Source organism: Kyrpidia sp. (genome assembly GCF_023512215.1).
In the GTDB taxonomy this organism is placed as follows: Bacteria; Bacillota; Bacilli; order Kyrpidiales; family Kyrpidiaceae; genus Kyrpidia; species Kyrpidia spormannii.
In genome coordinates this window covers 1-20,264 of the sequence record NZ_JAILZZ010000050.1, presented here as the reverse complement: position 1 = coordinate 20,264, position 20,264 = coordinate 1, and the positions used below count along the sequence as shown (strand labels likewise).

The window sequence follows — 20,264 nt, the reverse complement described above, 5'->3', positions numbered from 1 at the left end:
GTGCTTTTGTCGCCACCGATGGGATACGGTATAATACAATCGTGAAATGAGCAGAGGAGGATGGACAATGGCCACGGAGAAGCTGATCGTCGATGCATTTATTGAGATTCCCACGGGCAGCCAGAACAAGTACGAGTACGACAAAGAGAAAGGCGTCTTCCGCCTGGACCGGGTGCTCTATTCACCGATGCATTATCCCACCGAGTACGGATACATACAAGAGACATTGGCAGAAGACGGAGATCCCCTCGACATCTTGGTCCTGACCACCTTCCCCACTTTTCCCGGGTGCGTCATTGAGTCTCGGGTGGTCGGGGTGCTGTTGATGACGGACGACAAAGGGAAGGATGAGAAACTCCTGGGGGTGCCTACGGACGACCCCCGGTGGAAACAAGTGCAATCCCTCGAAGACGTTCCACCCCACATCCTCGATGAGATCGCCCATTTCTTTTCCGTGTATAAGCACTTAGAAGGAAAAAAGGTGACGGTCGACGGGTGGAGAGGAATTGAAGATGCCGGTCGTCTCCTCGACGAAGCCCGGCAGCGCTACAAAGGTTAAGGGTTCCAGGTCAGCCCCCGCCCGACAACCAGGACGGGGGTTTTTTTCAGCTGGGGAATGGGTGATCTCCGCATCGCCTCGTCAGCCGAACATACGGAAACCCCGTCTTCTAAGCGTCCGGATCACAAGGCCGCTAGCCGTTGCCCCCACGGCGCCGATGATGACCAGTGTCCAGTCAAAAGGCCGGAGTACCCCCGACGTGCGGATCAAGACGTATACCACCAAGGCCGCGTACAAGACGAGGCTCGTCCACCACGGCGTCAACATGTCAATGATAAATCCGAGGCCGAAGGTGACCACAAGGGTCAACAATGATAAAATCACCAACATAGCGATCATCCTGGCGCCTTCCTTTCCGGTTCATCTTTTCGCTATTTTGCGGCGCCGGAGCGCCCGAAGTCGGTTTCAGTGTGCCAAGGATCGCCGCGAATGTCAAACCGACCCGAGGAGTGGGAAAGAGGTGGGGATAGGGTGGAAACACGGGATCAGGACGTATGGCTCGGTGTGGCGGGCCGTCTGGAGCGAAAGGGCAAGATCCTCGTGGTCAAAAGGACTTACGGGCCCACACGAGGTCTGTGGACGTTGCCCGGGGGGTTCGTACACGGCGGGGAGACCCTGGAAGAAGCGGTTGCCCGGGAGATTCAGGAAGAGACGGGCTGCAGGGGAGAGGCTACCGGGATCATCGCCGTCCGATCCGGGGTGTTGCGAAACGGCAAGCACGACACATTGATCGTTCTGACTTTAAAAGACATGGATCCGAACATTGAACCCCGCCCGGACGGCCGGGAGATCTCCGAGGCCGCCTTTCTGACCCCGGAGGAGATTCTCGCCTCCCCGGACAGTGCGGAATTTCTCATCGCCTCCACCCGGGCCTCGGCCGCTTTGACCGTCCAGCCACTGGATCTATTCAGGGATTACGGGTATGTGAGTTGCCGCATCTACGGCTGATTGCCGCAAAATCGAACCGGCCGGTTGGTCGGCCGTAGGGGGAATCACCACCGCCTGCGGCCGGACCGGATCTCACCGGCGATTCGTGAAAACGGCCGCCAGGCGGCCGCGGCGTGGGTCAACGGTGCTTGAAATTCGGGGCCCGCTTCTCCAGGAATGCCTGTACGCCTTCCCGAACATCCTCCGTCTGAAAAATTTCATCAAAGAGTTGCGCCTCGAGCTGGAGACCTTCTTTTAGGGATTGTTCCAGGCCTTGATCGACCAGTCGTTTGATCCGGCCAAGGGACATCAAGCTGCGTTGAGTGATCGTTTTGGCCAGGTTTTTTGCGGCTTCCATCACCTGATCGTCCGGCACCACCTGGTTCACCAGCCCAATCTGTCGAGCTTCGGCGGCAGAGACAGGATCGCCGGTAAACATCATCTCTTTCGCTTTGGCTTCGCCAACCAGGCGCGGCAGGCGCTGGGTCCCCCCTGCTCCCGGAAAGAGCCCCAATTTCACCTCAGGAACCCCGAGTTGCGCGCTTTCCCCGGCGATGCGCATGTCGCAGGCGAGGGCGAGCTCAAGGCCGCCGCCCAGGGCGTAGCCGCGAATGGCGGCAATCGTCGGTTTTGGCAGGTCATCCAAGCGGTTCAACACGTCATGCAGCTGCCGGGACATCTCTCCGGCGGCCCCGGGTTTCATCCGCTGGGGAAACTCCTTAATATCGGCTCCAGCCATAAAAGCCCGGGTTCCCGCGCCGGTGACAATCACGGCCACCACTTCGGGATCTTCGGCAATCTCGTCCACACACTCCCCAAGCTCCCTGCCCACCTGTTCACTCATGACGTTGAGAGGCGGGTTGTCCACGGTGATGACCGCATAGCCTTCTTCTTTCGTCCACTGAACCTTTGTTCGTTGGCTCATCCTTCGCCCTCCGTTTCGTACTTTCTCGGTTGCCGGCGCCCGGGTTCACCCACCGAACGCCGGCCCCTCGGCAGATCGCCCGCGCATTAAGTATTTCCACACGCCGGGGCAAATTCCTGCCGCCCCAGCGCCCGGGCGCCTTCCTTCGGCCCTAAACCCGGTCAACTCCGTTAGATATTCCGGAAAAAATCCGTGCACCGCCCGGGTGGCCGTGGTACTCTTATAGACGTGGGAAGGCGCGCCGTCCGTGGGGCAGGTCAACTGCGGAGGATCACGCACAGGCGCGCCGCAGGTCAGTTTCTGGATGGGGGTTGGCATGCTCGAACTGGTTCTTTTTGATGTAGACGGCGTTTTGCTCAGCGAAGAGCGATATTTTGACGGATCGGCATTGGCAGTGTGGGAGCTTTTGTACAGCCCCCGATACCTCGGTTTGGAAGGATCTTTTACCGCGACCCCGTCGGAAGAAGAGATTCGGTCGATTCGCGAAAAGGTTTTTTTAAACGACGAAATCCTTCACGCCCTCAAAGGCAAGGGTGTCAACTCCAACTGGGACATGGTCTACCTGTCGTTCTCTTACCAGCTCCTGCGGGGGTTACATCAATTTTTTCACCACGACCGGGCCCAGGTGGAGTCTTGGCTGAAGTGCCCCCTCGACGGCCAAATTCTGCCCGAGATCGGGGGGCGGTTGCGGGACATCGGATTCCAACCGGATTTTGCCGCCTTTCTGAACACCCTTCAGAACACCGACGCAGTTCAACATGGGCTGCTCCGGGCGTTAAACGATTGGGCCCGGGAGTGGACGGGCGTGACCACCGATCAGTTCGGCCGGACGAGCGCCCTGTGGTCGGTCACGATGCACGTTTTCCAGGAGTGGTACCTGGGGGCCGATCATTACCGAGAACGATATGGACAGGCGCCCCACGAGGAGAAACGGGGCTTTTTGTACGATGAAATTCCAATCCGGCCCGCCGAGGAGATCCGGGAAATCCTGGAATGGCTGAGGGATCGGGACCTGCTCCTGGGAATGGGGACCGGAAGGCCGCGGATGGAAACGCGGATCCCCCTGTCGGCGCTCCACTTGCTCGACCCCTTTGAACCCAGCCGGATTGTGACGGCGGACGACGTGCTGGAAGCGGAGAACGCCGCTCCTCAGTATGCACCGCTGGCTAAACCCCATCCTTTCACCTATCTGCGGGCCATTGTTCCGGACGAACCCGCTTTGCGGCTTTTACGGCGCCCCCTGCCCCTGACCGGGGCGGATCGCATTCTGATCGTCGGCGACTCCTTGGCCGATTGGCTGGCCGCGGGCAAAATCGGCTGCCGATTCGCCGCCACCCTGACGGGCCTCAGTGGACAAGAAGCCCGGGCGTCTTTTGAAGAACGGGGCGTCCGTTGGATTGTGGACGATGTGACCCAACTGCCCGACGTCTTACACGGCATCCTCAACCGGTAACACCAGTTCCGGAGGCAAGAGCGGAAGACTCCGGGCCCCTCACAGCGGGCGAACCAGGAGACTCCCTGGACGCGACAAACCCCCTGGCAGATGCGTTCTGTCCAGGGGGTTTGTCATGGGGAAACGCTCGGGACCCGTGCCCCGGCGGACAACTCCCTCCTCTTCTCGGCCACCCGTTGACCCGGTGGTAGTTGCGACCTCATCCGCCCTTTCCGGCCCGGGCCGCTGAAGCCGGCTCATCCGTTTCCACCACTTCAGCCAGGGTCAAACTCCCCAGGGCCTTGGCGATGCCTTCATTCAGTTTCACCCACACCTTCCGGGTATGACAGATGGGGATGCGCTCACACCACAGATCCCCGTTCTCCTCGTCGACACATCCGATCAAAAGGAGAGATCCTTCCAGCACCCGGACCACTTCCCCCACAGACACCTGGTCGGGGGATTGGGCCAGTAGAAAGCCTCCATTGACCCCCCGCACGCTTTTCACGATCCCCGCCCGGCGCAACAGCACCATGATCTGATCGAGGAACGGCTCGGGAATCCCTTCGATCTCCGCGATTTGTCGAGTGGACATGGGAGCTCCGCCGGAGCGCTCCGCCAACGTCACCAAAGCCCGCAATCCGTACTCGGTGCGGTTCGATAATTTCACGGGCGATACCTCCCGTTCTCGTCACACATCATCGTCGTCGATCCAGACCCCCCCGTCCCGGATCGTCACCTCGTAGGTTTGAACCGGGGTGAAAGCCGGGAGGTGGACGGCGGCACCGGTCCGCACGTCGAACCGCCCGCCGTGTTTCGGACACTGTACAATATATCCTTCCAACGTCCCTTCGCTGAGGGAGGCCGTGGCGTGGGTGCAGAGGTCGGCGGTGGCAAAATACTCGTCACCAACCCGGTACAGGGCCAGATCCGCCTCCCCCAACTGCACCCGCTTCATCTGTCCCGGCTCCAACTCTCCAACCGATGCGACTTTCACCAACGCCATCTTTTCGACTCCTTTGCCCAGCTCCACACCCGGCCTCCGCCGCCAGTCCCGCCGGCGCGGTCGGCACCTGGGTCCGCACTGTTCCGGCCCTCGCCGGATCAGCCGATGGAGCCCTCCATTTCGAACTTGATCAACCGGTTCATCTCGACGGCGTACTCCATGGGCAGCTCCCGGGTAAAGGGCTCGATGAAGCCCATCACAATCATCCGGGTGGCCTCTTCCTCGCTCAATCCCCGGCTCATCAAGTAGAAGAGCTGCTCTTCACTCACCCGGGAAACTGTGGCCTCATGTTCCAGCGTGATATCATCATTCAAAATCTCGTTCACCGGCACGGTATCGGAAGTCGAGTTTTCATCCAGGATGAGGGTGTCACATTTGATGTTCGCTTTGGCCCCCCGGGCCTGGGGCGAAAAATGCGCCAAACCCCGGTAGGTCGTCTTCCCCCCCTGTTTGCTGATCGACTTCGAAATGATCGTTGAAGTGGTGTCCGGTGCCGCGTGTACCACCTTGGCTCCGGCGTCCTGGTGCTGCCCCTTGCCCGCCACCGCGATGGAAAGGACTGTCGCCTTGGCCCGCGGCCCCATCATATAGACCGCCGGGTACTTCATGGTCAGCTTCGAACCGATGTTGCCATCCACCCACTCCATCGTGGCGTCGGCGTAGGCCACCGCCCGCTTGGTCACAAGGTTGTAGATGTTGGGCGCCCAATTCTGAATCGTGGTGTACCGGCATCGGGCCCGATCCTTCACGATAATCTCCACCACCGCGCTGTGCAGGGAATCGGTGCTGTAGATCGGCGCCGTACACCCTTCGACATAGTGCACGAAACTGTCTTCGTCGGCGATGATCAACGTCCGCTCGAACTGCCCCATGTTCTCGGAGTTAATCCGGAAATACGCCTGAAGGGGCACGTCGCATTTGACCCCTTTCGGGACATAGATAAAGCTTCCGCCGCTCCACACCGCAGAATTCAGAGCCGCGAACTTATTGTCCTCAGGGGGCACCACCGTGGCAAAATACTCTTTGAACAGCTCGGGGTACTCCCGCAGGGCAGTATCGGTGTCGGTAAAGATGACACCCTGCTCCTCCAAATTCTTCTGGATGCTGTGATAGACGACTTCAGATTCGTACTGGGCGGATACCCCCGCCAGGAACTTCCGTTCCGCTTCGGGAATGCCCAGGCGGTCGAAGGTCGTTTTGATCTCTTCGGGTACGTCCTCCCAGGTCTTGCCCTGCCGCTCGGTGGGTTTTACATAGTACGTGATGTCGTCAAAATTGAGTTCCGACAGATCGCCACCCCAGGTCGGCAGGGGCTTTGAGAGGAAAATTTCCAGGGACCGGAGGCGGAAATCGGTCATCCAGCCCGGCTCGTTTTTCATCATCGACAGCTCTTCCACCACTTTGCGGTTCAAGCCCTTTTGAAACTTGACCACCGCGATGTCCGGATCGCGAAATCCGTACTGGTACTCCTCAAGCTCCGGGATCACCTTCGCCATTTCAATCCCTCCCCGTATATTATCGGATTGCGCGTGTCATCACGATCCGGCCGCCCCGTCACCGTCGTCCGTGCCGCGACCGCGGTTCTTTTCGATTTCCACCGCCCGTTCCAGGGCGTTCCACGCCAATAGCGCGCATTTCACCCGGGCGGGAAATTTCGATACCCCTTGAAGCGCCTCCAGGTCGCCGAGGTCCTCGGAGTCGGTTTCTTCCCCCCGAATCATGCGGTGGAACGAATCCGATAAAGCGAGGGCATCGTCGAGCTTCTTTCCCCGAATCGCCTCGGTCATCATCGACGCCGATGCAATGCTGATTGAGCAGCCGACCCCCTGGAACCGCACATCCCGCACGACATCCCCATCCATGGCCAACTGTAGGGTGACGTCGTCTCCGCAGGTAGGGTTGTGGAGGTGGACACTCACCGCGTCCCCTTCTAACTGGCCGCGGTTTCTGGGGTGCTGGTAATGGTCCATGATTACCTGGCGGTATAGATCATCCAACTGCATGGGTAAAAAACTCCTTTGCTTTCATCAGGGCGGCGACCAGGGCGTCGACGTCCTCCTCAGTGTTATAGAAATAAAAGCTCGCCCGGGCTGTCGCCGCTGCCCCGAGCTCCCGCATCAGCGGCTGGGCGCAGTGGTGTCCCGCCCGGATGGCCACCCCCTCAGCATCCAACACCGTCGCCACATCGTGGGGGTGAACGCCTTTGAGGTTGAAAGTCACCAACCCCGCCCGGTGTCCGGCGTCGGGGCCGTAAATCTCGAGTTCAGGAATCTCCTCCAGCCGTTCCATGGCCAGGCGAATTAATTCCTGCTCCCGCCCCTGAATCGCGTCCATGCCGATCTCCGTCAGGTAATCCACCGCCGCCCCAAGGCCCACAGCACCGGCGATGTTCGGCGTCCCGCCCTCAAAGCGCCAAGGCGATTCCTTCCAGGTGGACCGATATCGTTCAACCACCTCGATCATCTCACCGCCGTAATAAATGGGCTCCATCTCCGACAGCCAGCGCCGCTTTCCGTACAGCACGCCAATCCCCGTCGGCCCGCACATTTTGTGCCCGGAGAAAGCGAGAAAATCGCAGTCCAGTTCCTTGACGTCCACCGGTTGGTGGGGCACGCTCTGGGCGCCGTCCACCACCATCACCGCCCCGTGCCGGTGGGCAATGGCGGCGATCTCCCGCACCGGGTTGATGGTCCCCAAGACATTCGAGATATGGGCCACCGCCACGATCTTTGTCCGGTCGGTGATCGTCTCCTCGACGTCGGCCAGATCCAGGGTCCCATCCTTCTGCAAGGGGATATATTTTAACGTCGCCCCATTAGCGATCGCCAATTGCTGCCAGGGAATCAAATTACTATGATGTTCCATGGGGGTGATGACGATCTCGTCCCCCTCGCTCACCAACCGGCCGCCGAGGCTGGAAGCCACCAGATTCAAACTTTCGGTGGTGCCCCGGGTAAAGACGATTTCATCCGCCGAGGCTGCCCCGATGAACCGAGCCACTTTTTCCCGGGCGCCTTCGTAGGCATCAGTGGCCTTGGCGGCCAAGGCGTACACTCCCCGATGGACATTGGCGTTCTCCTCCCGATAATACCGGGCGATGCGCTCGATCACCGGCAGAGGCTTCTGGGAAGTGGCCGCGCTATCCAGATAAACGAGGCGCTTACCGTTCATCGGCTGTGATAAAATGGGAAAATCCTCTCGGATGTCGCGCAGGTTCATCGAGCCATCTTCCTCTCCACCAGCCGTTCCATCCAGCCCTTCACGTCAGCCAGAGGCAAGCGATCGATCACCGGATCCAAAAACCCTCGAACGATGAGCCGTTTCGCCTCGTCCTCGGGAATTCCCCGGGACATCAAATAGTACATCTGCTCGGCATTGATCTTCCCGACGCTGGCGGCGTGATCTGCCTTGACGTCGTTCTCGTCGATGAGCAACATGGGAATGGCGTTGGCCCGGGCCTTGGGGCTGAGCATGAGCAATCCCTCGGCCTGGTGGCCATCGGTGCCCACCGCCCCTTTCTCGATGCCTGTCACCGCCCGGAACACCAGGTCTGAGCGATCCAGGGCCACCCCCCGGGCCAGAATATCGCTCATCGTAAACCGCCCCCGATGCACCATGTGAAGGGTCAGGTCGAGATGTTGGCGGCCTGTGCCTGCGGCCACCACCTTTGCCTCGGACCGGCTGCCGGGGCCCTCCAGGGTCGTCCCGTACTCGGCTACTAAATAAGCTTCCCCCATCTCCCCGATGGCCCAATCCAAGCGGGCATCTCGGGCCGTCCGGCCCCGCCGGGTGAGAAACCCGGTGACCTCCCGAGGCAAATCTTGCAACGTGGCAACCCGGAGTTCACCGTTTGCTTCCACGAGGTACTCATCCACCACCGCCGTGGAGACGCCCTCCTGCCCCAACTCTGTGCCCGACCACGTCTCCACGAGAGTGAGGGAAGCCCCCTCTTCCACCACAGCCAGGACCCGGGGGAATATCCGGTTTTGCGGGTCCGCCCAGCGATACGAAATAAGGACCGGCGCCTCCACCCGCACCCCTTTGGGGACGTACACGAACAGCCCGGCGTTCCAACAAGCACTCTGAAGGGCTGTCCAGCGGTTTTCTTCCGGGGATACGAGGCTTCCCAGGGTCCTGCGCACCACCTCTTCCCGTTCCCTGGCGGCGGTGGACAAATCCGCCACGTATACCCCTTGGTCAGCCAGGGGCGCCTGAAGATGGATATGGGGATGACCGGGCCCGGAAAACACCGCCATCGCCGCCGCTTCCGCCCTTCCGTCACCGTCCGGCTCAGCGAACTGATCTTCCGCCACGCCCAATGTCGAATTCCCAGACTGCGGAGTAGCGTCCACGTCGGCGTCTATCCGCCACTTTTCCTCAAAACTTCGCTTCCCGAGGTCGCTGCGTTCCAGCTTTGGCGCCGGAAGCCGGGTATACCGGTCCCACGCCTCCAGCCTCCAGTCCCGTAGCCACGCGGGTTCTCCCCGCTCCTGGGCCAACCGCTCCACTGCGGCCCGGTCGATCTGAATCACCTGTCCCACCGTCATTGCGCCATTCCCTCCCCCGTCACGACTGAGACGCCACCGTGTGGTCCTCGATGCCAAGCTCCTGTTTGAGCCAATCGTATCCTTTGGCTTCCAATTCTTCAGCGAGCTCGCGGCCGCCCGATCGGACGATCCGCCCTTGCATCATCACGTGGACCCGGTCGGGGACGATGTATTGCAACAGGCGCTGGTAATGGGTGATGATCAACACGCCCAGTTCGGGACCCCGCAGGTCGTTGACCCCTTTCGCCACAATCTTCAAAGCATCGATGTCCAAGCCTGAGTCGATTTCATCGAGAATGGCGATTCGGGGCTTTAACATTGCCATCTGAAGAATCTCGTTCCGCTTCTTCTCGCCTCCGGAGAACCCCTCGTTCAAATAACGTTCTGCGAAGGAGGGATCCATCTCCAGAGCGGCCATCTGTTTTTGCAATTCCCGGTGAAAACGGAGCACCGGGATTTCGTTGCCCTCCCCCCTTCGGGCGTTGAGCGCCAAACGGAGAAAATTCGCGTTGCTCACCCCCGGAACCTCACTGGGGTATTGCATCGCGAGGAACAGTCCCTTTCGGGCTCGTTCGTCAACTTTCATCGCAAGGAGGTCTTCCCCGTCTAGCCATGCCCTCCCTGCGGTGACTTCATATTTTGGATGGCCCATCAGTGCCGAGGCCAAGGTGCTTTTGCCCGTGCCATTTGGCCCCATGATGGCATGCACCTCGCCCCCGCGTACTTCCAGGTCCACACCCTTGAGAATCTCCGTGCCCTCCACGGAGACGCGCAATTGTTCAACTTTCAACCAAGGCTGATTGGCCATGCCCCTGTCCTCCTCATCTGAAAAAGGTGCCCCTACCCTCTATCGTATCGACCAATCGTCGTCAAATCATGACTGAAACAGTCACCTTTTCCTTTACAGGATACCACACCGCAGGCAGAATGCAAGCTCTGGGCCGCAGCAGAGTTCGAAAGAACCGGTCAGAACATGTAGCGCATGGCGAGCTTGGCCTCTTCCGACATCTTATCCGGAGACCAGGGGGGATCGAAAGTCAACTCTACGTCCACGTTATCCACGCCGTCCAACTCCGAAACCCTTTCTTGAATCTGTCGCTTCAACAGATCAAAGATCGGGCAGCCCATCGCCGTGAGGGTCATGGTGACGTGGACGTCCCCCCCGTTCACTTGGATATCATATACCATACCCAAGTTGACAATGTCGATCTGCAACTCGGGATCGTACACCTCGGTCAAGGCTTCTCGCACTTCGTCCACCGTTGCCATTCTCCGCCACTCCTTTCACCGGGTTCCCGCGCTCACCCCCGGGCGGCGCCACCCTTGGGCCCGCTGCCCAGGACTCCGGCGTGACGCGTTATAGGTATTATGCGACATCTTGGCTGGCGACGTAAAGATCAAGGCTTGGGACCTGGAGTGCTTAAGCGCCGGACTGGGGATGTGAAAAAGGCGCCGAATCGGCGCCGTTTTCCGCAATCCCCCCGCGCGACTGTATCCCTGCCTGAACGCGAAAGGACCGCTCACCCACAAGATACGCACCGACACCTGAGAGTGTCATCCGCCCCGGGCAATCCGGGCCATGGCCCGGAACGGCGAGCGTCCGTCCCGACATAGGCTAAAGGGAACCTGAAGAAGGAGGGAATGCCATGTCCGAATCAACGCTGTCCTATCCCTTTTACTACATGGCGCCGCCTGCCCCCCGTACGGATTCCGAGTTTCGCGGTGACTCCTTCGAGCCGACGGCCGATCCCGGATACACCGCGTTTCCCGCCGCCGTAGATCCGGCCGAGAACCGCCAGTTCCCCGTACCGGGGCCTTGGATCGGAGCTGGAATTTTTCTGCCACCCATCATCGTCCCTCCCATCGCCACGTTCCCATTTTTCTGGATTTAACCGTTGTCAGTTGCGAACCGCCCCTTGCTGTCGTTCACGCGGATGACCGGGCCCAGGCCCGGTCCCTGTCATTTTGAGGCTTTCCCCGAACCCGCATAGTCCCGGCCCGCTCGGTGCACAATCGGTATACAGCGTCCGACGGACAAAAGGGGAGGATCGAGATGTGGATCGAACTGCGCGGATTGCCCCATCGCGAAATCGACGGCCTACCCTATACGATCCATCAAACGGCACCCGGGCGGTGGCACATCGTCATCCCGAACTGCCCCCGATATCCCACCGGATATTTTTTGCCCCACGCTTATCCGAACCGGGAGGCAGCTCTGTCCGCCCTGGAACAGGGGCCCCCTTGGGAAGGGTGAGATCGCGTCTCTCCTTCACTCCTCCACCGGCGTCTCTCTTTCCGTCACTTGATCAGGATCACCTGTCCATTCACCAGTCCACCCGCTGTACCTCCGCCCCCGCGATAAAAGTCCGCTCAACCCTCAGGTCCTGATCGAGGACCACAAAATCCGCGTCATACCCCGCCGCGAGACGGCCCTTTCGGTGCCCGCACCCCGCCGCCCGGGCGGGCACCTCCGAAGCCATGGCCACCGCCTCGGCCACAGGCACACCGCACAGCCGCACCATATGCTGAACCGCCCGGTCCAAGGTCAGCGTACTCCCGGCCAGGGTGCCGTCCGGGAGCCTGGCCGCCCCGCCCCGGACGGTGACGGCGAAACCCCCAAGATGATAATCGCCATCGGGCATCCCCGCCGCCCGCATGGCGTCGCTGACCAGCGCAATCCGATCCGCCCCTTTTGCGCGGTAGAGGAGGGCCATCGCCCCGGGATGGACGTGAACCCCATCGGCAATGAGCTCCACCGTCCATTCCCCGTGCATCATGGCCGCACCCACCACCCCGGGCTCCCGGTGGTGAAACCCCCGCATGGCGTTAAAACAATGAGTCACCTGGGACACCCCGCACCTGGCCGCTTCCTTCATCTCCTCCCAGGTCGCCCCAGTGTGGCCCGCGGAAACCCGGATCCCCCGGGAACGAAGATAGCCGATGACCGCCCCGGCACCCGGGCGCTCCGGGGCCAGGGTGACGATGCGAAGCAACCCCCCCGCCGCCCACAACAGAACCCTGGCATCAGCCAGGGTGGGGTCGACGATAAAATCCGGATTCTGGGCTCCCTTATAATCCGGGGAGATCCAGGGCCCCTCGAGGTGAACGCCCAGAAGGGCCGCCCCGGGGCTTGGCCGCCGGGCAAAGACACGGCACATCCGGAGCACCTCCGTTAAAGAATCGAGATCGGCGGTGAGGGTGGTGGCCAGAAAACCGGTGACACCGTGGGTGGCCAGGGTTTGTGCGATCCTGGCCAGTGCGGCTTCGCTGGCGTCCATCACATCGCACCCCCCGGCGCCGTGCACGTGGACGTCCACGTACCCTGGGGCCACGTACCCGCCCGCCACCCGAAGATCCGCCGCCTCCCCCCGCCAGGGCCCGGCCTGCGCAATCACCCCGTCTTCACAAATCAAAATCCAGTCTTCCCGCACCTCCCGATCCACGATGAGGTTCCCCCGCACAGCCAGACGACCCATTCCACTCCCCTCTTCCCCCCAGTTTCCTGACGACTCACCCGGGAGGCCAAGCGATCCCCACATGTACCCGGTCGATTCTTCGCTACCGCAATCCCGCAGCGACCTCAGCGCCCTGACAGGCCGAGCCGACCAGTTGTTCGGACCCTGACGCCTAGAAACCGAGCCAAGTGCGAAACATGTTTCTCGTGGGTCCCGGCTCGTAAATCACATACAACAATAAGAACACCATCAGACCAGTGGCCGCCGTGATCAGCCAAATCGTGACCGTCCAAGGGCCGATCCGCTTATGGGAAGCAAATCGGCTTTTGAACGCATAGCGCAACGCCACGATCCCGAGCACGGCGGCCACGGTGGCAAGAACCGAGTGGGCCTGGAGAAAGATTTGGTAGGGCTCCCGCCACTGGGCCGGTCCCCCGAAACTGGTGTCCCCGATGAAGATCGTCTTGAGGACATAACTCAGAAAAAAAGCCGCGGCCAGCACGACACTCGTTAACATGGCCCTTCGGTGGGCCTCCCGACGTCCTCTCCGAATCAAATACCAACCGACGGCCGCCGAACCGGCGCTGACGAGCATGAACGCTTCGTTTAGATAAGCGACGATTTCTGCAGTCAATCTTCTCCCACGCTTTCCTATCCGACATGTCACCTTCATTCTGGCCGGAAACCCCAGTGGGGTCAAGCGTCCTACATGCCCCTGTCAGAATTCCTTCACAAATGGCTCCCGCCAGCCACCGAACCAGGTTCGTCCCGCGGCCCGCCCCTCGCCGATTCGGAAGTTCCACCCGACCTGATCCTTGGAGCAAACCGCAACGGCTTTGCGTCGCCCGGCCCCCGCCGGAAGGTTGGTGGTTCTTCTCCGGAGCCGCTGAGCAGACTACTGGACTTCAATGTCTTTGGTCGGCATTTCGTGGAATCCCAGGGCTGTGGTGTGGAGGGTGACATGGTAGAGTCCGGGCTTGTCAAAGGTTTTTTCCACCGTGTAGGTGCCGCTGGGACCTTCCACCACATCCACCAGCTCGTGCTTGGACTCCCCGTCTTTCCAGATCTCTAATTTAATGTAAGCTCCACTGATGGGAGTGCCCTTCTTGCTCACCTTCTCAATCAGCTTCACGGGCTGATTCACCTTCACGGGACCGGGGGGATCGGTGGAGAAGGCAATGTCAAACTGTTGATCCATGGTCATGCCCGGATCCATATTCATCTCTGTGTGTGAGGCGGATGACCCTGGGTTCCCCTGGGACTGATCGGTTTGGGACGGAGCGGCGGCCTGTCCGCAACCCGCCACCAACCCGGCGGCGAGGGAAAGGGACACCGTCGTCCAAGCCCAGCGACGCTTCATACCCATGCACCTCTTCCTTCAGTCTTGACCCCCGGTATCATATAACAGCGCCATCCTCCAATCACTGGCCCGTTTGAGCTACACTTGTGGCAATTGTATGAACAACTGTATGAACGACGCCGGAGGCAGGCCGGTTACTCCCGGCCCGCCTCCTGATGGCAACAGGCGGTATTCGGGCGATTCATCCTCAGCTGAATCTCCCGGGTCGCCTCGTCAAAATCAAAAATCTCTCCCCCGAATCCCCGGACGAATCGCTCGGCATCCTGCCGTTCCCCGAACAGTAGGACTTGGGGCTCACAACACAGTGTGGGCATGTCCGCCCCCATCACATACCATCCCGCCGCTGCACCCACCGTGTGGCCGAGCAAAAAATCCCGGCCCAACAAGCTGCGCGGCTGCGAGGGTCGTTGGGCACAGGCCAATAGTGCGCAGTGAGGACAGCAGTACGTTTCTACGCTTCCATCGGCGTGGTTCGCCGTCATCGACAAGCGGTCGTCCACCGGCCGACGGCAATAGGCGCAAGTGCCGCTGCCCCGTCCCGGCGCCTCGACCGGGGGGCTCGCCAAGGAGATCCCCCCGTAGGTCTTCACCACCCGCCCTTGATCCACCAACACCCGAACATCCCGGTGGACCGTCATCTCCGACACCTGAAGGCGACGGCTCAGATCCGAGATCTTCAAGTGCCCTTCTTGTTGCAACCAACTCAGAATCTTTTTCTGTCGCTCCGCAGGCAGCACCCGGCGTTCCTCTCCCCTGGAGGTGATTTTGTGTGAAGTATACCACAATATCACAACGCCGGACAGGCCCACAAAACCCGGGATTCATCAGGGACCTGCGGTTTGACCAGAAGCCTGTGAGGTTGCCGTATACGGCGCAATTTCCACGTCCCGAATCTGGAGCCGAACCGTGGCCATGGCGAGCACCACCACGAAAAGGGCGATGCCGAGATTGCGCAACACCCGCCCGGGGCTCGGATGACGGCGGGCGACGTACACAACACCCAGGGCAGCGGCCACCGCCGCCGCGCCGACCGCAAACACCAAGGTGGAGAAGGCCGACCCTCCCAAAAAATAACCCCGCACCGACCCCGGCATGGTGAACAAGACCACTAGCCCGAGCGCCACCTGAATGAGTAAAGCAATCCCCGTCCACCGCAGCCCGTAGGCGGTTGCCCAGCGCGAATCCATCGACCCTTCTAGGACACCCCCGGCCCGGACCTCGGCAGCCGCCGCCGTTTCCGATCCGGCCTCGGCCGCTCCGGGTGCGATCCCAGTCGCTCCGGCCCCCGGCCGGGACGCCTTCCGCTCTTGCCACCAGGCGACCCAGATCGGCAACAAGCCCCCGAACACCACTGTCGCCGCGATAAAATGCAGGTACCGGGGCCATACCGTGGGATAAAACATCGCCTGGACAAAACTGTGGGTTTGCACCCACAAGTCCGGCCGGCGCATCAGCCCCATGACGACGACAAAAATCATCGGGACGATCAAAAAGGGAATGGTCCCGAGAACCCCGAGCAGCAGGTGCACCCCCGGGCGGGCCTGAAGGCGCTCCCAGGAGAATTTATAGGCGTACAACAAGAGAAAACCGAGAATCAAAAGCCAGATCACCGACAGCCAGGTGCCGCCGAGAATCACAGTGGGCGGATAGAAAAACCGGGTGTACAAGACCCCGACGAGCAAAAGCGGCGCCACGCCGAGCACCACCGCCAGACTCTTGTTCACGGACGTCGCCGTGAGAACCCGCTGGGCCAACTCGAGGTAACGGCCATCTTTTTTCGCGTGACCCACCCCTTCCGTGACCACCGACATGACGGCCCCGGACACCGTCAGCAGCACGAACACGATATGCAGGACGAATCCCACCACGAGCAGGACCGTAAAAAAAGGAATGGAACCCGGGATCGAGATCGGCAAATCGTGAGGTACGGGAGACATCATCTTTCACTCCTTTCCAACTCGGCCCGCGCTACTCATGGATCCCACCGGCGGGCGATCCGGCCGTCGCCGTGGTTCCCTCGGTCGGCACCGTCGCGAGGAACTTGCTGAGCGCCCGCAGCTCTTGATCCGTCCCCACAAAGGGAGGCATAAAGGCCCTGGCTTGATGCAGATTTTTTACGTAATTGTAAATGGTCGTCTCATTCCATCCCTGCAACCGAAAGGCGAGATCCCGGCGCTGGCGGGCAAAATTGTGCAAAACGTGGCAACTCTGACATTCCAGCCGAAAAACCTCCCGACCGGCCTCAATTTCCTGTCCCGGTGTCACCTGTTGGATCGGCGAAAACCGGGCGTTGGGCAGAATCCCTTCCGTATCGAGCCGCTCAACATCCGACACCCGTATCCCGTTGGCATACATGTAACCGGAAATCACGTAGGGCTTGCGGATCGATTCCCGGACCATTTCGATTTCCCCGACATAAAACACCGCCAAAGCCATGACCAAAAGCGAAGCCGTCACCCCGATCACCCGGTTGATCCTCCCCGAAGCCGCCAGGCGCATCGGGTAAAAAATCGCCACCATCGCAAACAGGAAGACGAGAAAGATCCCGCCGTAATTGATCAGATCAAACTGCTGGGGCGACAGGGCCGTGGCCCACTGAATAAGCGCCCGGGCCCCTCCGGGAACGGACTGGTAATACCAGTACCCGGTGAGAAACATCATCACGCCGGCTCCGGCGAGCACCCGGGAAGCCACCCCCGAAACCCGGGCCCGAAGCTCCGCTTTGCGGACCGTGATCTGGGTATAGAGCATCGTGAATCCAGAGGCCAACGCCAAAGCCAAGAAGGTGCGGAAGGCCAGAGAGGGCAAGTAGGTGGGATTGAAGAAGGCGTCCCAGCGGGAACCGTCCGATAACCACGCACCGGGGGTCAACATAAAAGCCAGAATCCCGGTGATCAAGGTCATGGTCAACCACGAGGACACCGCATAGGCAATGCCGATGTTCCGGTGGAGTACCTTTTTCGCCCCGGTCAGTTTTGGCCAGGTGAAATAGTACAAGAGGATAAAGACCACTTCGGACACGAAAACGATCCACTCGGTAAACCAGAACCAGAAAAAGACCCGCAGCATCGAACCGATGGCCGCCGGCTGGACCACCCCCGTGGTCAACCAGATGCCCACCCCTGTAAGGGCCCCCACGGCGGTGGTCACCACGAAGAAGTACTTTAACAACCGGTGGGCAAAATCGTCCATCTCCAGGTCTTTGTGTTTCATGGCGTAGGTTTCAAGGGCCACCACCATGATCGACCCACCGACGGCCGCCCCGTGGCTGATCAGTACGTGGACAATGGCCACCAGGGCAATCAAGCTCCCCGATCCGAACTGGTCCAGGGTGAATACAGGAAATTCCAATCCACGTCACCTCCAGGTACAGGCTGGACAAAGACGATAAAGTTGCGCACTCCTTTTCGCGGTCACCACCCCACTGTGTTATTTATCGTTATAAAATAACACATTTCTCACCATCGATTTTATTCGTCTGGATTGTAGGGTAAAGGGGGTAAGGGAGACAGCGTGTGACAGTTTGTTGTATTTATCACGAAGACGGCTCCCGGCCCGATCTTTGACGATAATTTGTCGGATCGAGAGACTCCGAATAGAGCGCCAAAGTCTAACCCAGGCTATCCACAGTGACGTTGGGAATTGGGTATCTGGCGATGGGGCAAGGGAGGAAAGGACAGTATGTCACATCTTCTCTGGGCGCGAATTCTCATGGCCACATCCCTGGGATTTCACATTATTTTCGCCACCTTCGGGGTGGGGGTGCCGCTGATGATCGCCCTGTCGGAAACCGCCGCCCTATGGCGCAAAGACCAGCTGTACGCCCGGCTGGCCCAGCGCTGGACCCGGGGGTTTGTGGTGCTTCTTGCCGCGGGGGTGGTCTCCGGCACCATTGTGGCCGTCCAGCTCACCCTCCTGTGGCCTCGGTTCATGGAGTTGGTGGGCCAAATCATCTCCACCCCCTTTCTCATCGAAGTGTTTGCGTTCTTCTTGGAAGCGATTTTTACGGCGGTGTACGTGTACGGCGGAGACCGCATCTCCCACAAAGGGCGGCTGGCGGCGGCGCTTCTCGTCACCCTTGGGGCCGGGGCTTCGGCGATCCTGATCACCGATGTGAACGCGTTCATGAACACCCCTGCGGGATTCGTTCCCGACGGGGGGCGGCCCATGGATGTTCGCCCTTGGGAAGCCGTGTTCAATCCATCCTTTCCCACCATGGTGTTCCATGTGCTCGTCTCCGCCTACATGACGGTGGCCTTCGTGCTCGCGGCCATCGCCGCCAAGCAACTCCTGGGCAGTCCATCGGCGACGGCCGCCGCCTATCACCGCAAGGCGATGATGTTGTGCTTGGGCGTGGCGGGGATCATGACGGTGTTGACGGTGATCGCCGGGGATTTGGCGGGAAAACACTTGGCCGCCCATCAACCGATCAAATTGGCGGCGGCCGAGGGGCTCTTTCACACCCAGACCCACGCCCCCCTGGTGATCGCGGGATGGCCGGACCCGGTCAGCAGCCAGGTGATCGGCGGGATTCAGCTTCCGGGATGGTTGAGTTGGCTGGCCACCGGGCGGTTCAGCGGCAAGGTTCAGGGATTGCTGGATTTTCCCGTGGATCAGTGGCCTCCCCTTTTCGTTCACTGGATTTTTGACGCCATGGTGGCGGTGGGAGTGTGGGGTCTCCTGGTGGCCGGGGCGGCGGCCGTTGCGGCAGGGCGGGAACGCAAGGGAAAGGGAGAATTCCCGCCGTGGCTTCTCTGGCCGGTGGTGAGTTGTGGGCCGCTGTCGGTGATCGGAATTGAACTGGGGTGGGTATTTGACGAAATTGGACGCCAGCCCTGGACGGTGACGGGGCTGCTCCGCACGGCGGACGCCGTCACCCCGACCCCGGGGGTCCCCTGGATCGCGGCCCTTTTCATCGCTCTGTACGCGGTCCTGGCCTGGGGAACCGCCACGGTGATTCGGGCGTATTTTCGCCGCCATCCCGTGGATTTTGACGATGGAGGGGGCGGGGCTCCGCCTCGATCGGTGAGAGAGGGGGCGTGGCTGCCGTGACCGAATCCATGTGGGCGGCCACCCTGCTGTGGGCGGCCATTCTCGTCTACGCCGTGGGGGCTTCTTTTGATTTTGGCGCCGGGTTTTGGGAGTGGTGGGAATCCCGCCGGGGCATGCGCCAAGGAGCATGGGTGGCGGAGCGGTACGTGTCTCCTCTGTGGGAGGTCACCAATGTATTCTTGGTTCTCATCCCCGTTGCCCTGGTGGGCTTTTTCCCCGGGGCGGCCTATGCTTACGGGGTCCTGCTTCTCGTTCCCGGATCGTTGATCCTGATCTTGTTGGCTGTGCGCGGCACGTTTCTGGTCTACGGCCATACTTCAGAAATTCATCGCCGGCGAACGGAAGTGGCAGCCGCCTGGACGGGCCTGTTGATCCCGGCGCTGTTGGTGTTGACTTTGCCCGTGTCCCAGGGGTTAGGGGTGAAAGGCGGCGGGGCAGGGGCTCTCTGGCTCGATCTTCCGGAGCTTTTGGCTTCCCCGGCCACCTATGGGTTCTTGCTGTTCGGCCTGACCAGCGAGCTCTTTTTGTCAGCGCTGCTATTGGCGGACCTGGCCCGGGTCAGTGGCGCGGGTTCAGCCTTCGCGCGGTACCGCAGGCGCGCCCTGGTGCTGGGCCCGGTGATGTTCATCGCCGCCGCCGGGGTCTGGGGGCTGCTCCCCCCATCCCAGACGTGGATCCACGCCCGGCTCCTTCAGCAGTGGCCGTGGTTTGCCGCTTCTTTGGCCTGCTTTTTCGGGGTGGGGCTCCTCCTGGGAGTGTACTCCAAGGAGGTCAAACCCCAGACAACCGCCTCCGGGTTTTCTTCAGTTCAGGAAGAAGCACCCCAAGCGGGACAGCGGGGCGCCCGGATGCCCTCTCGACATCCCACTGCCACCACGGGATGGAAGGCGTGGCGCCACCCGGCCAGATGGGCGGTGGTGCTCGCCGTTCTGCAGTACGCCTTTGCCCACTGGGGATACGGTCTCGCCCATCTGCCGTTTCTTCTCGCCCCCAGCCTGACG

The 20,264-nt window shown here is 60.7% G+C and carries 23 protein-coding genes; 7 read left to right on the top strand and 16 right to left on the bottom strand.

Going from position 1 to position 20,264, the window contains the following annotated elements; translation table 11 throughout:
- The first annotated feature begins 67 nt into the window (after positions 1-67).
- Positions 68-559 carry an inorganic diphosphatase gene (locus tag K6T64_RS13955; protein WP_013074642.1) on the top strand — a complete coding sequence of 164 codons (492 nt, stop codon included), beginning with the start codon at positions 68-70 and terminating at the stop codon, positions 557-559.
- An 81-nt stretch (positions 560-640) separates the two neighbouring features.
- On the opposite strand, the gene K6T64_RS13950 is transcribed toward K6T64_RS13955, so the two are convergent.
- Positions 641-898, bottom strand: a complete 258-nt coding sequence (locus K6T64_RS13950) for a YuiB family protein (RefSeq protein WP_100667100.1) — start codon at positions 896-898, stop codon at positions 641-643.
- A 132-nt stretch (positions 899-1,030) separates the two neighbouring features.
- On the opposite strand from K6T64_RS13950, the gene K6T64_RS13945 reads away from it, so the two are divergent.
- The gene (locus tag K6T64_RS13945) at positions 1,031-1,507 is read left to right on the top strand and encodes an NUDIX hydrolase (protein ID WP_157935374.1); all 477 of its coding nucleotides are present in this window, start codon (positions 1,031-1,033) and stop codon (positions 1,505-1,507) included.
- A gap of 118 nt (positions 1,508-1,625) precedes the next feature.
- On the opposite strand, the gene K6T64_RS13940 is transcribed toward K6T64_RS13945, so the two are convergent.
- Positions 1,626-2,411, bottom strand: coding sequence for an enoyl-CoA hydratase (locus K6T64_RS13940; RefSeq protein ID WP_100667098.1), 786 nt, complete (start codon positions 2,409-2,411; stop codon positions 1,626-1,628).
- 316 nt (positions 2,412-2,727) lie between these two features.
- Between K6T64_RS13940 and K6T64_RS13935 the strand changes: the two genes are divergently transcribed.
- Positions 2,728-3,864 (top strand): HAD family hydrolase, encoded by a 1,137-nt coding sequence (locus tag K6T64_RS13935; protein WP_100667097.1) that lies wholly within the window; start codon positions 2,728-2,730, stop codon positions 3,862-3,864.
- A 199-nt stretch (positions 3,865-4,063) separates the two neighbouring features.
- On the opposite strand, the gene K6T64_RS13930 is transcribed toward K6T64_RS13935, so the two are convergent.
- From K6T64_RS13930 to K6T64_RS13895, 8 genes are all read right to left on the bottom strand, one after another.
- Positions 4,064-4,513 (bottom strand): RrF2 family transcriptional regulator, encoded by a 450-nt coding sequence (locus tag K6T64_RS13930; protein WP_100667096.1) that lies wholly within the window; start codon positions 4,511-4,513, stop codon positions 4,064-4,066.
- A gap of 21 nt (positions 4,514-4,534) precedes the next feature.
- Positions 4,535-4,849 (bottom strand): non-heme iron oxygenase ferredoxin subunit, encoded by a 315-nt coding sequence (locus K6T64_RS13925; protein WP_170086812.1) that lies wholly within the window; start codon positions 4,847-4,849, stop codon positions 4,535-4,537.
- A 98-nt stretch (positions 4,850-4,947) separates the two neighbouring features.
- Complete coding sequence (sufB, locus tag K6T64_RS13920) at positions 4,948-6,345, bottom strand: Fe-S cluster assembly protein SufB (protein ID WP_100667095.1); 1,398 nt, start codon at positions 6,343-6,345, stop codon at positions 4,948-4,950.
- Positions 6,346-6,384: 39 nt separating this feature from the next.
- Positions 6,385-6,852, bottom strand: coding sequence for a Fe-S cluster assembly sulfur transfer protein SufU (sufU, locus tag K6T64_RS13915; protein ID WP_100667094.1), 468 nt, complete (start codon positions 6,850-6,852; stop codon positions 6,385-6,387).
- The gene (locus K6T64_RS13910; RefSeq protein ID WP_100667093.1) at positions 6,839-8,068 is read right to left on the bottom strand and encodes a cysteine desulfurase; all 1,230 of its coding nucleotides are present in this window, start codon (positions 8,066-8,068) and stop codon (positions 6,839-6,841) included. The genes sufU and K6T64_RS13910 overlap by 14 nt, the downstream gene beginning before the upstream one ends.
- Entirely contained in the window at positions 8,065-9,396 is a 1,332-nt protein-coding gene (gene sufD / locus K6T64_RS13905; RefSeq protein ID WP_288010726.1) for a Fe-S cluster assembly protein SufD, read from the bottom strand. The genes K6T64_RS13910 and sufD overlap by 4 nt, the downstream gene beginning before the upstream one ends.
- Positions 9,397-9,415: 19 nt before the next feature.
- Complete coding sequence (sufC, locus tag K6T64_RS13900) at positions 9,416-10,204, bottom strand: Fe-S cluster assembly ATPase SufC (RefSeq protein ID WP_170085151.1); 789 nt, start codon at positions 10,202-10,204, stop codon at positions 9,416-9,418.
- Between the two features lie 158 nt (positions 10,205-10,362).
- Positions 10,363-10,665 (bottom strand): metal-sulfur cluster assembly factor, encoded by a 303-nt coding sequence (locus tag K6T64_RS13895; RefSeq protein WP_100667090.1) that lies wholly within the window; start codon positions 10,663-10,665, stop codon positions 10,363-10,365.
- 377 nt (positions 10,666-11,042) lie between these two features.
- Between K6T64_RS13895 and K6T64_RS13890 the strand changes: the two genes are divergently transcribed.
- Complete coding sequence (locus K6T64_RS13890) at positions 11,043-11,288, top strand: hypothetical protein (protein WP_288010725.1); 246 nt, start codon at positions 11,043-11,045, stop codon at positions 11,286-11,288.
- Between the two features lie 161 nt (positions 11,289-11,449).
- Complete coding sequence (locus tag K6T64_RS13885; RefSeq protein WP_100667088.1) at positions 11,450-11,650, top strand: hypothetical protein; 201 nt, start codon at positions 11,450-11,452, stop codon at positions 11,648-11,650.
- 70 nt (positions 11,651-11,720) lie between these two features.
- On the opposite strand, the gene nagA is transcribed toward K6T64_RS13885, so the two are convergent.
- The 6 genes from nagA to K6T64_RS13855 all read right to left on the bottom strand — a co-directional run bounded on the left by nagA (position 11,721) and on the right by K6T64_RS13855 (position 17,562).
- A complete protein-coding gene (nagA, locus tag K6T64_RS13880) occupies positions 11,721-12,872 on the bottom strand; it encodes an N-acetylglucosamine-6-phosphate deacetylase (RefSeq protein ID WP_288010724.1) in 1,152 nt (383 codons plus the stop codon).
- Positions 12,873-13,023: 151 nt separating this feature from the next.
- Positions 13,024-13,485: a DUF420 domain-containing protein gene (locus tag K6T64_RS13875; protein WP_100667086.1), complete on the bottom strand. Its 462-nt coding sequence runs from the start codon at positions 13,483-13,485 to the stop codon at positions 13,024-13,026.
- 261 nt (positions 13,486-13,746) lie between these two features.
- Positions 13,747-14,211 (bottom strand): FixH family protein, encoded by a 465-nt coding sequence (locus tag K6T64_RS13870; protein ID WP_288010723.1) that lies wholly within the window; start codon positions 14,209-14,211, stop codon positions 13,747-13,749.
- A gap of 134 nt (positions 14,212-14,345) precedes the next feature.
- On the bottom strand, positions 14,346-14,948 hold the full coding sequence (locus tag K6T64_RS13865; RefSeq protein WP_288010722.1) for a DeoR family transcriptional regulator: 603 nt from the start codon (positions 14,946-14,948) through the stop codon (positions 14,346-14,348).
- Between the two features lie 87 nt (positions 14,949-15,035).
- Complete coding sequence (locus K6T64_RS13860; RefSeq protein WP_288010721.1) at positions 15,036-16,148, bottom strand: cytochrome ubiquinol oxidase subunit I; 1,113 nt, start codon at positions 16,146-16,148, stop codon at positions 15,036-15,038.
- A gap of 31 nt (positions 16,149-16,179) precedes the next feature.
- Positions 16,180-17,562 carry a c-type cytochrome gene (locus K6T64_RS13855; protein WP_288010720.1) on the bottom strand — a complete coding sequence of 461 codons (1,383 nt, stop codon included), beginning with the start codon at positions 17,560-17,562 and terminating at the stop codon, positions 16,180-16,182.
- Between the two features lie 330 nt (positions 17,563-17,892).
- Between K6T64_RS13855 and K6T64_RS13850 the strand changes: the two genes are divergently transcribed.
- Both K6T64_RS13850 and K6T64_RS13845 read left to right on the top strand, forming a co-directional pair.
- Positions 17,893-19,263 carry a cytochrome ubiquinol oxidase subunit I gene (locus tag K6T64_RS13850; protein WP_288010719.1) on the top strand — a complete coding sequence of 457 codons (1,371 nt, stop codon included), beginning with the start codon at positions 17,893-17,895 and terminating at the stop codon, positions 19,261-19,263.
- Positions 19,260-20,264, top strand: a 1,005-nt coding sequence (locus K6T64_RS13845; protein WP_288010718.1) for a cytochrome d ubiquinol oxidase subunit II, incomplete at its 3' end; no start/stop codon positions are given. The genes K6T64_RS13850 and K6T64_RS13845, both read left to right, overlap by 4 nt.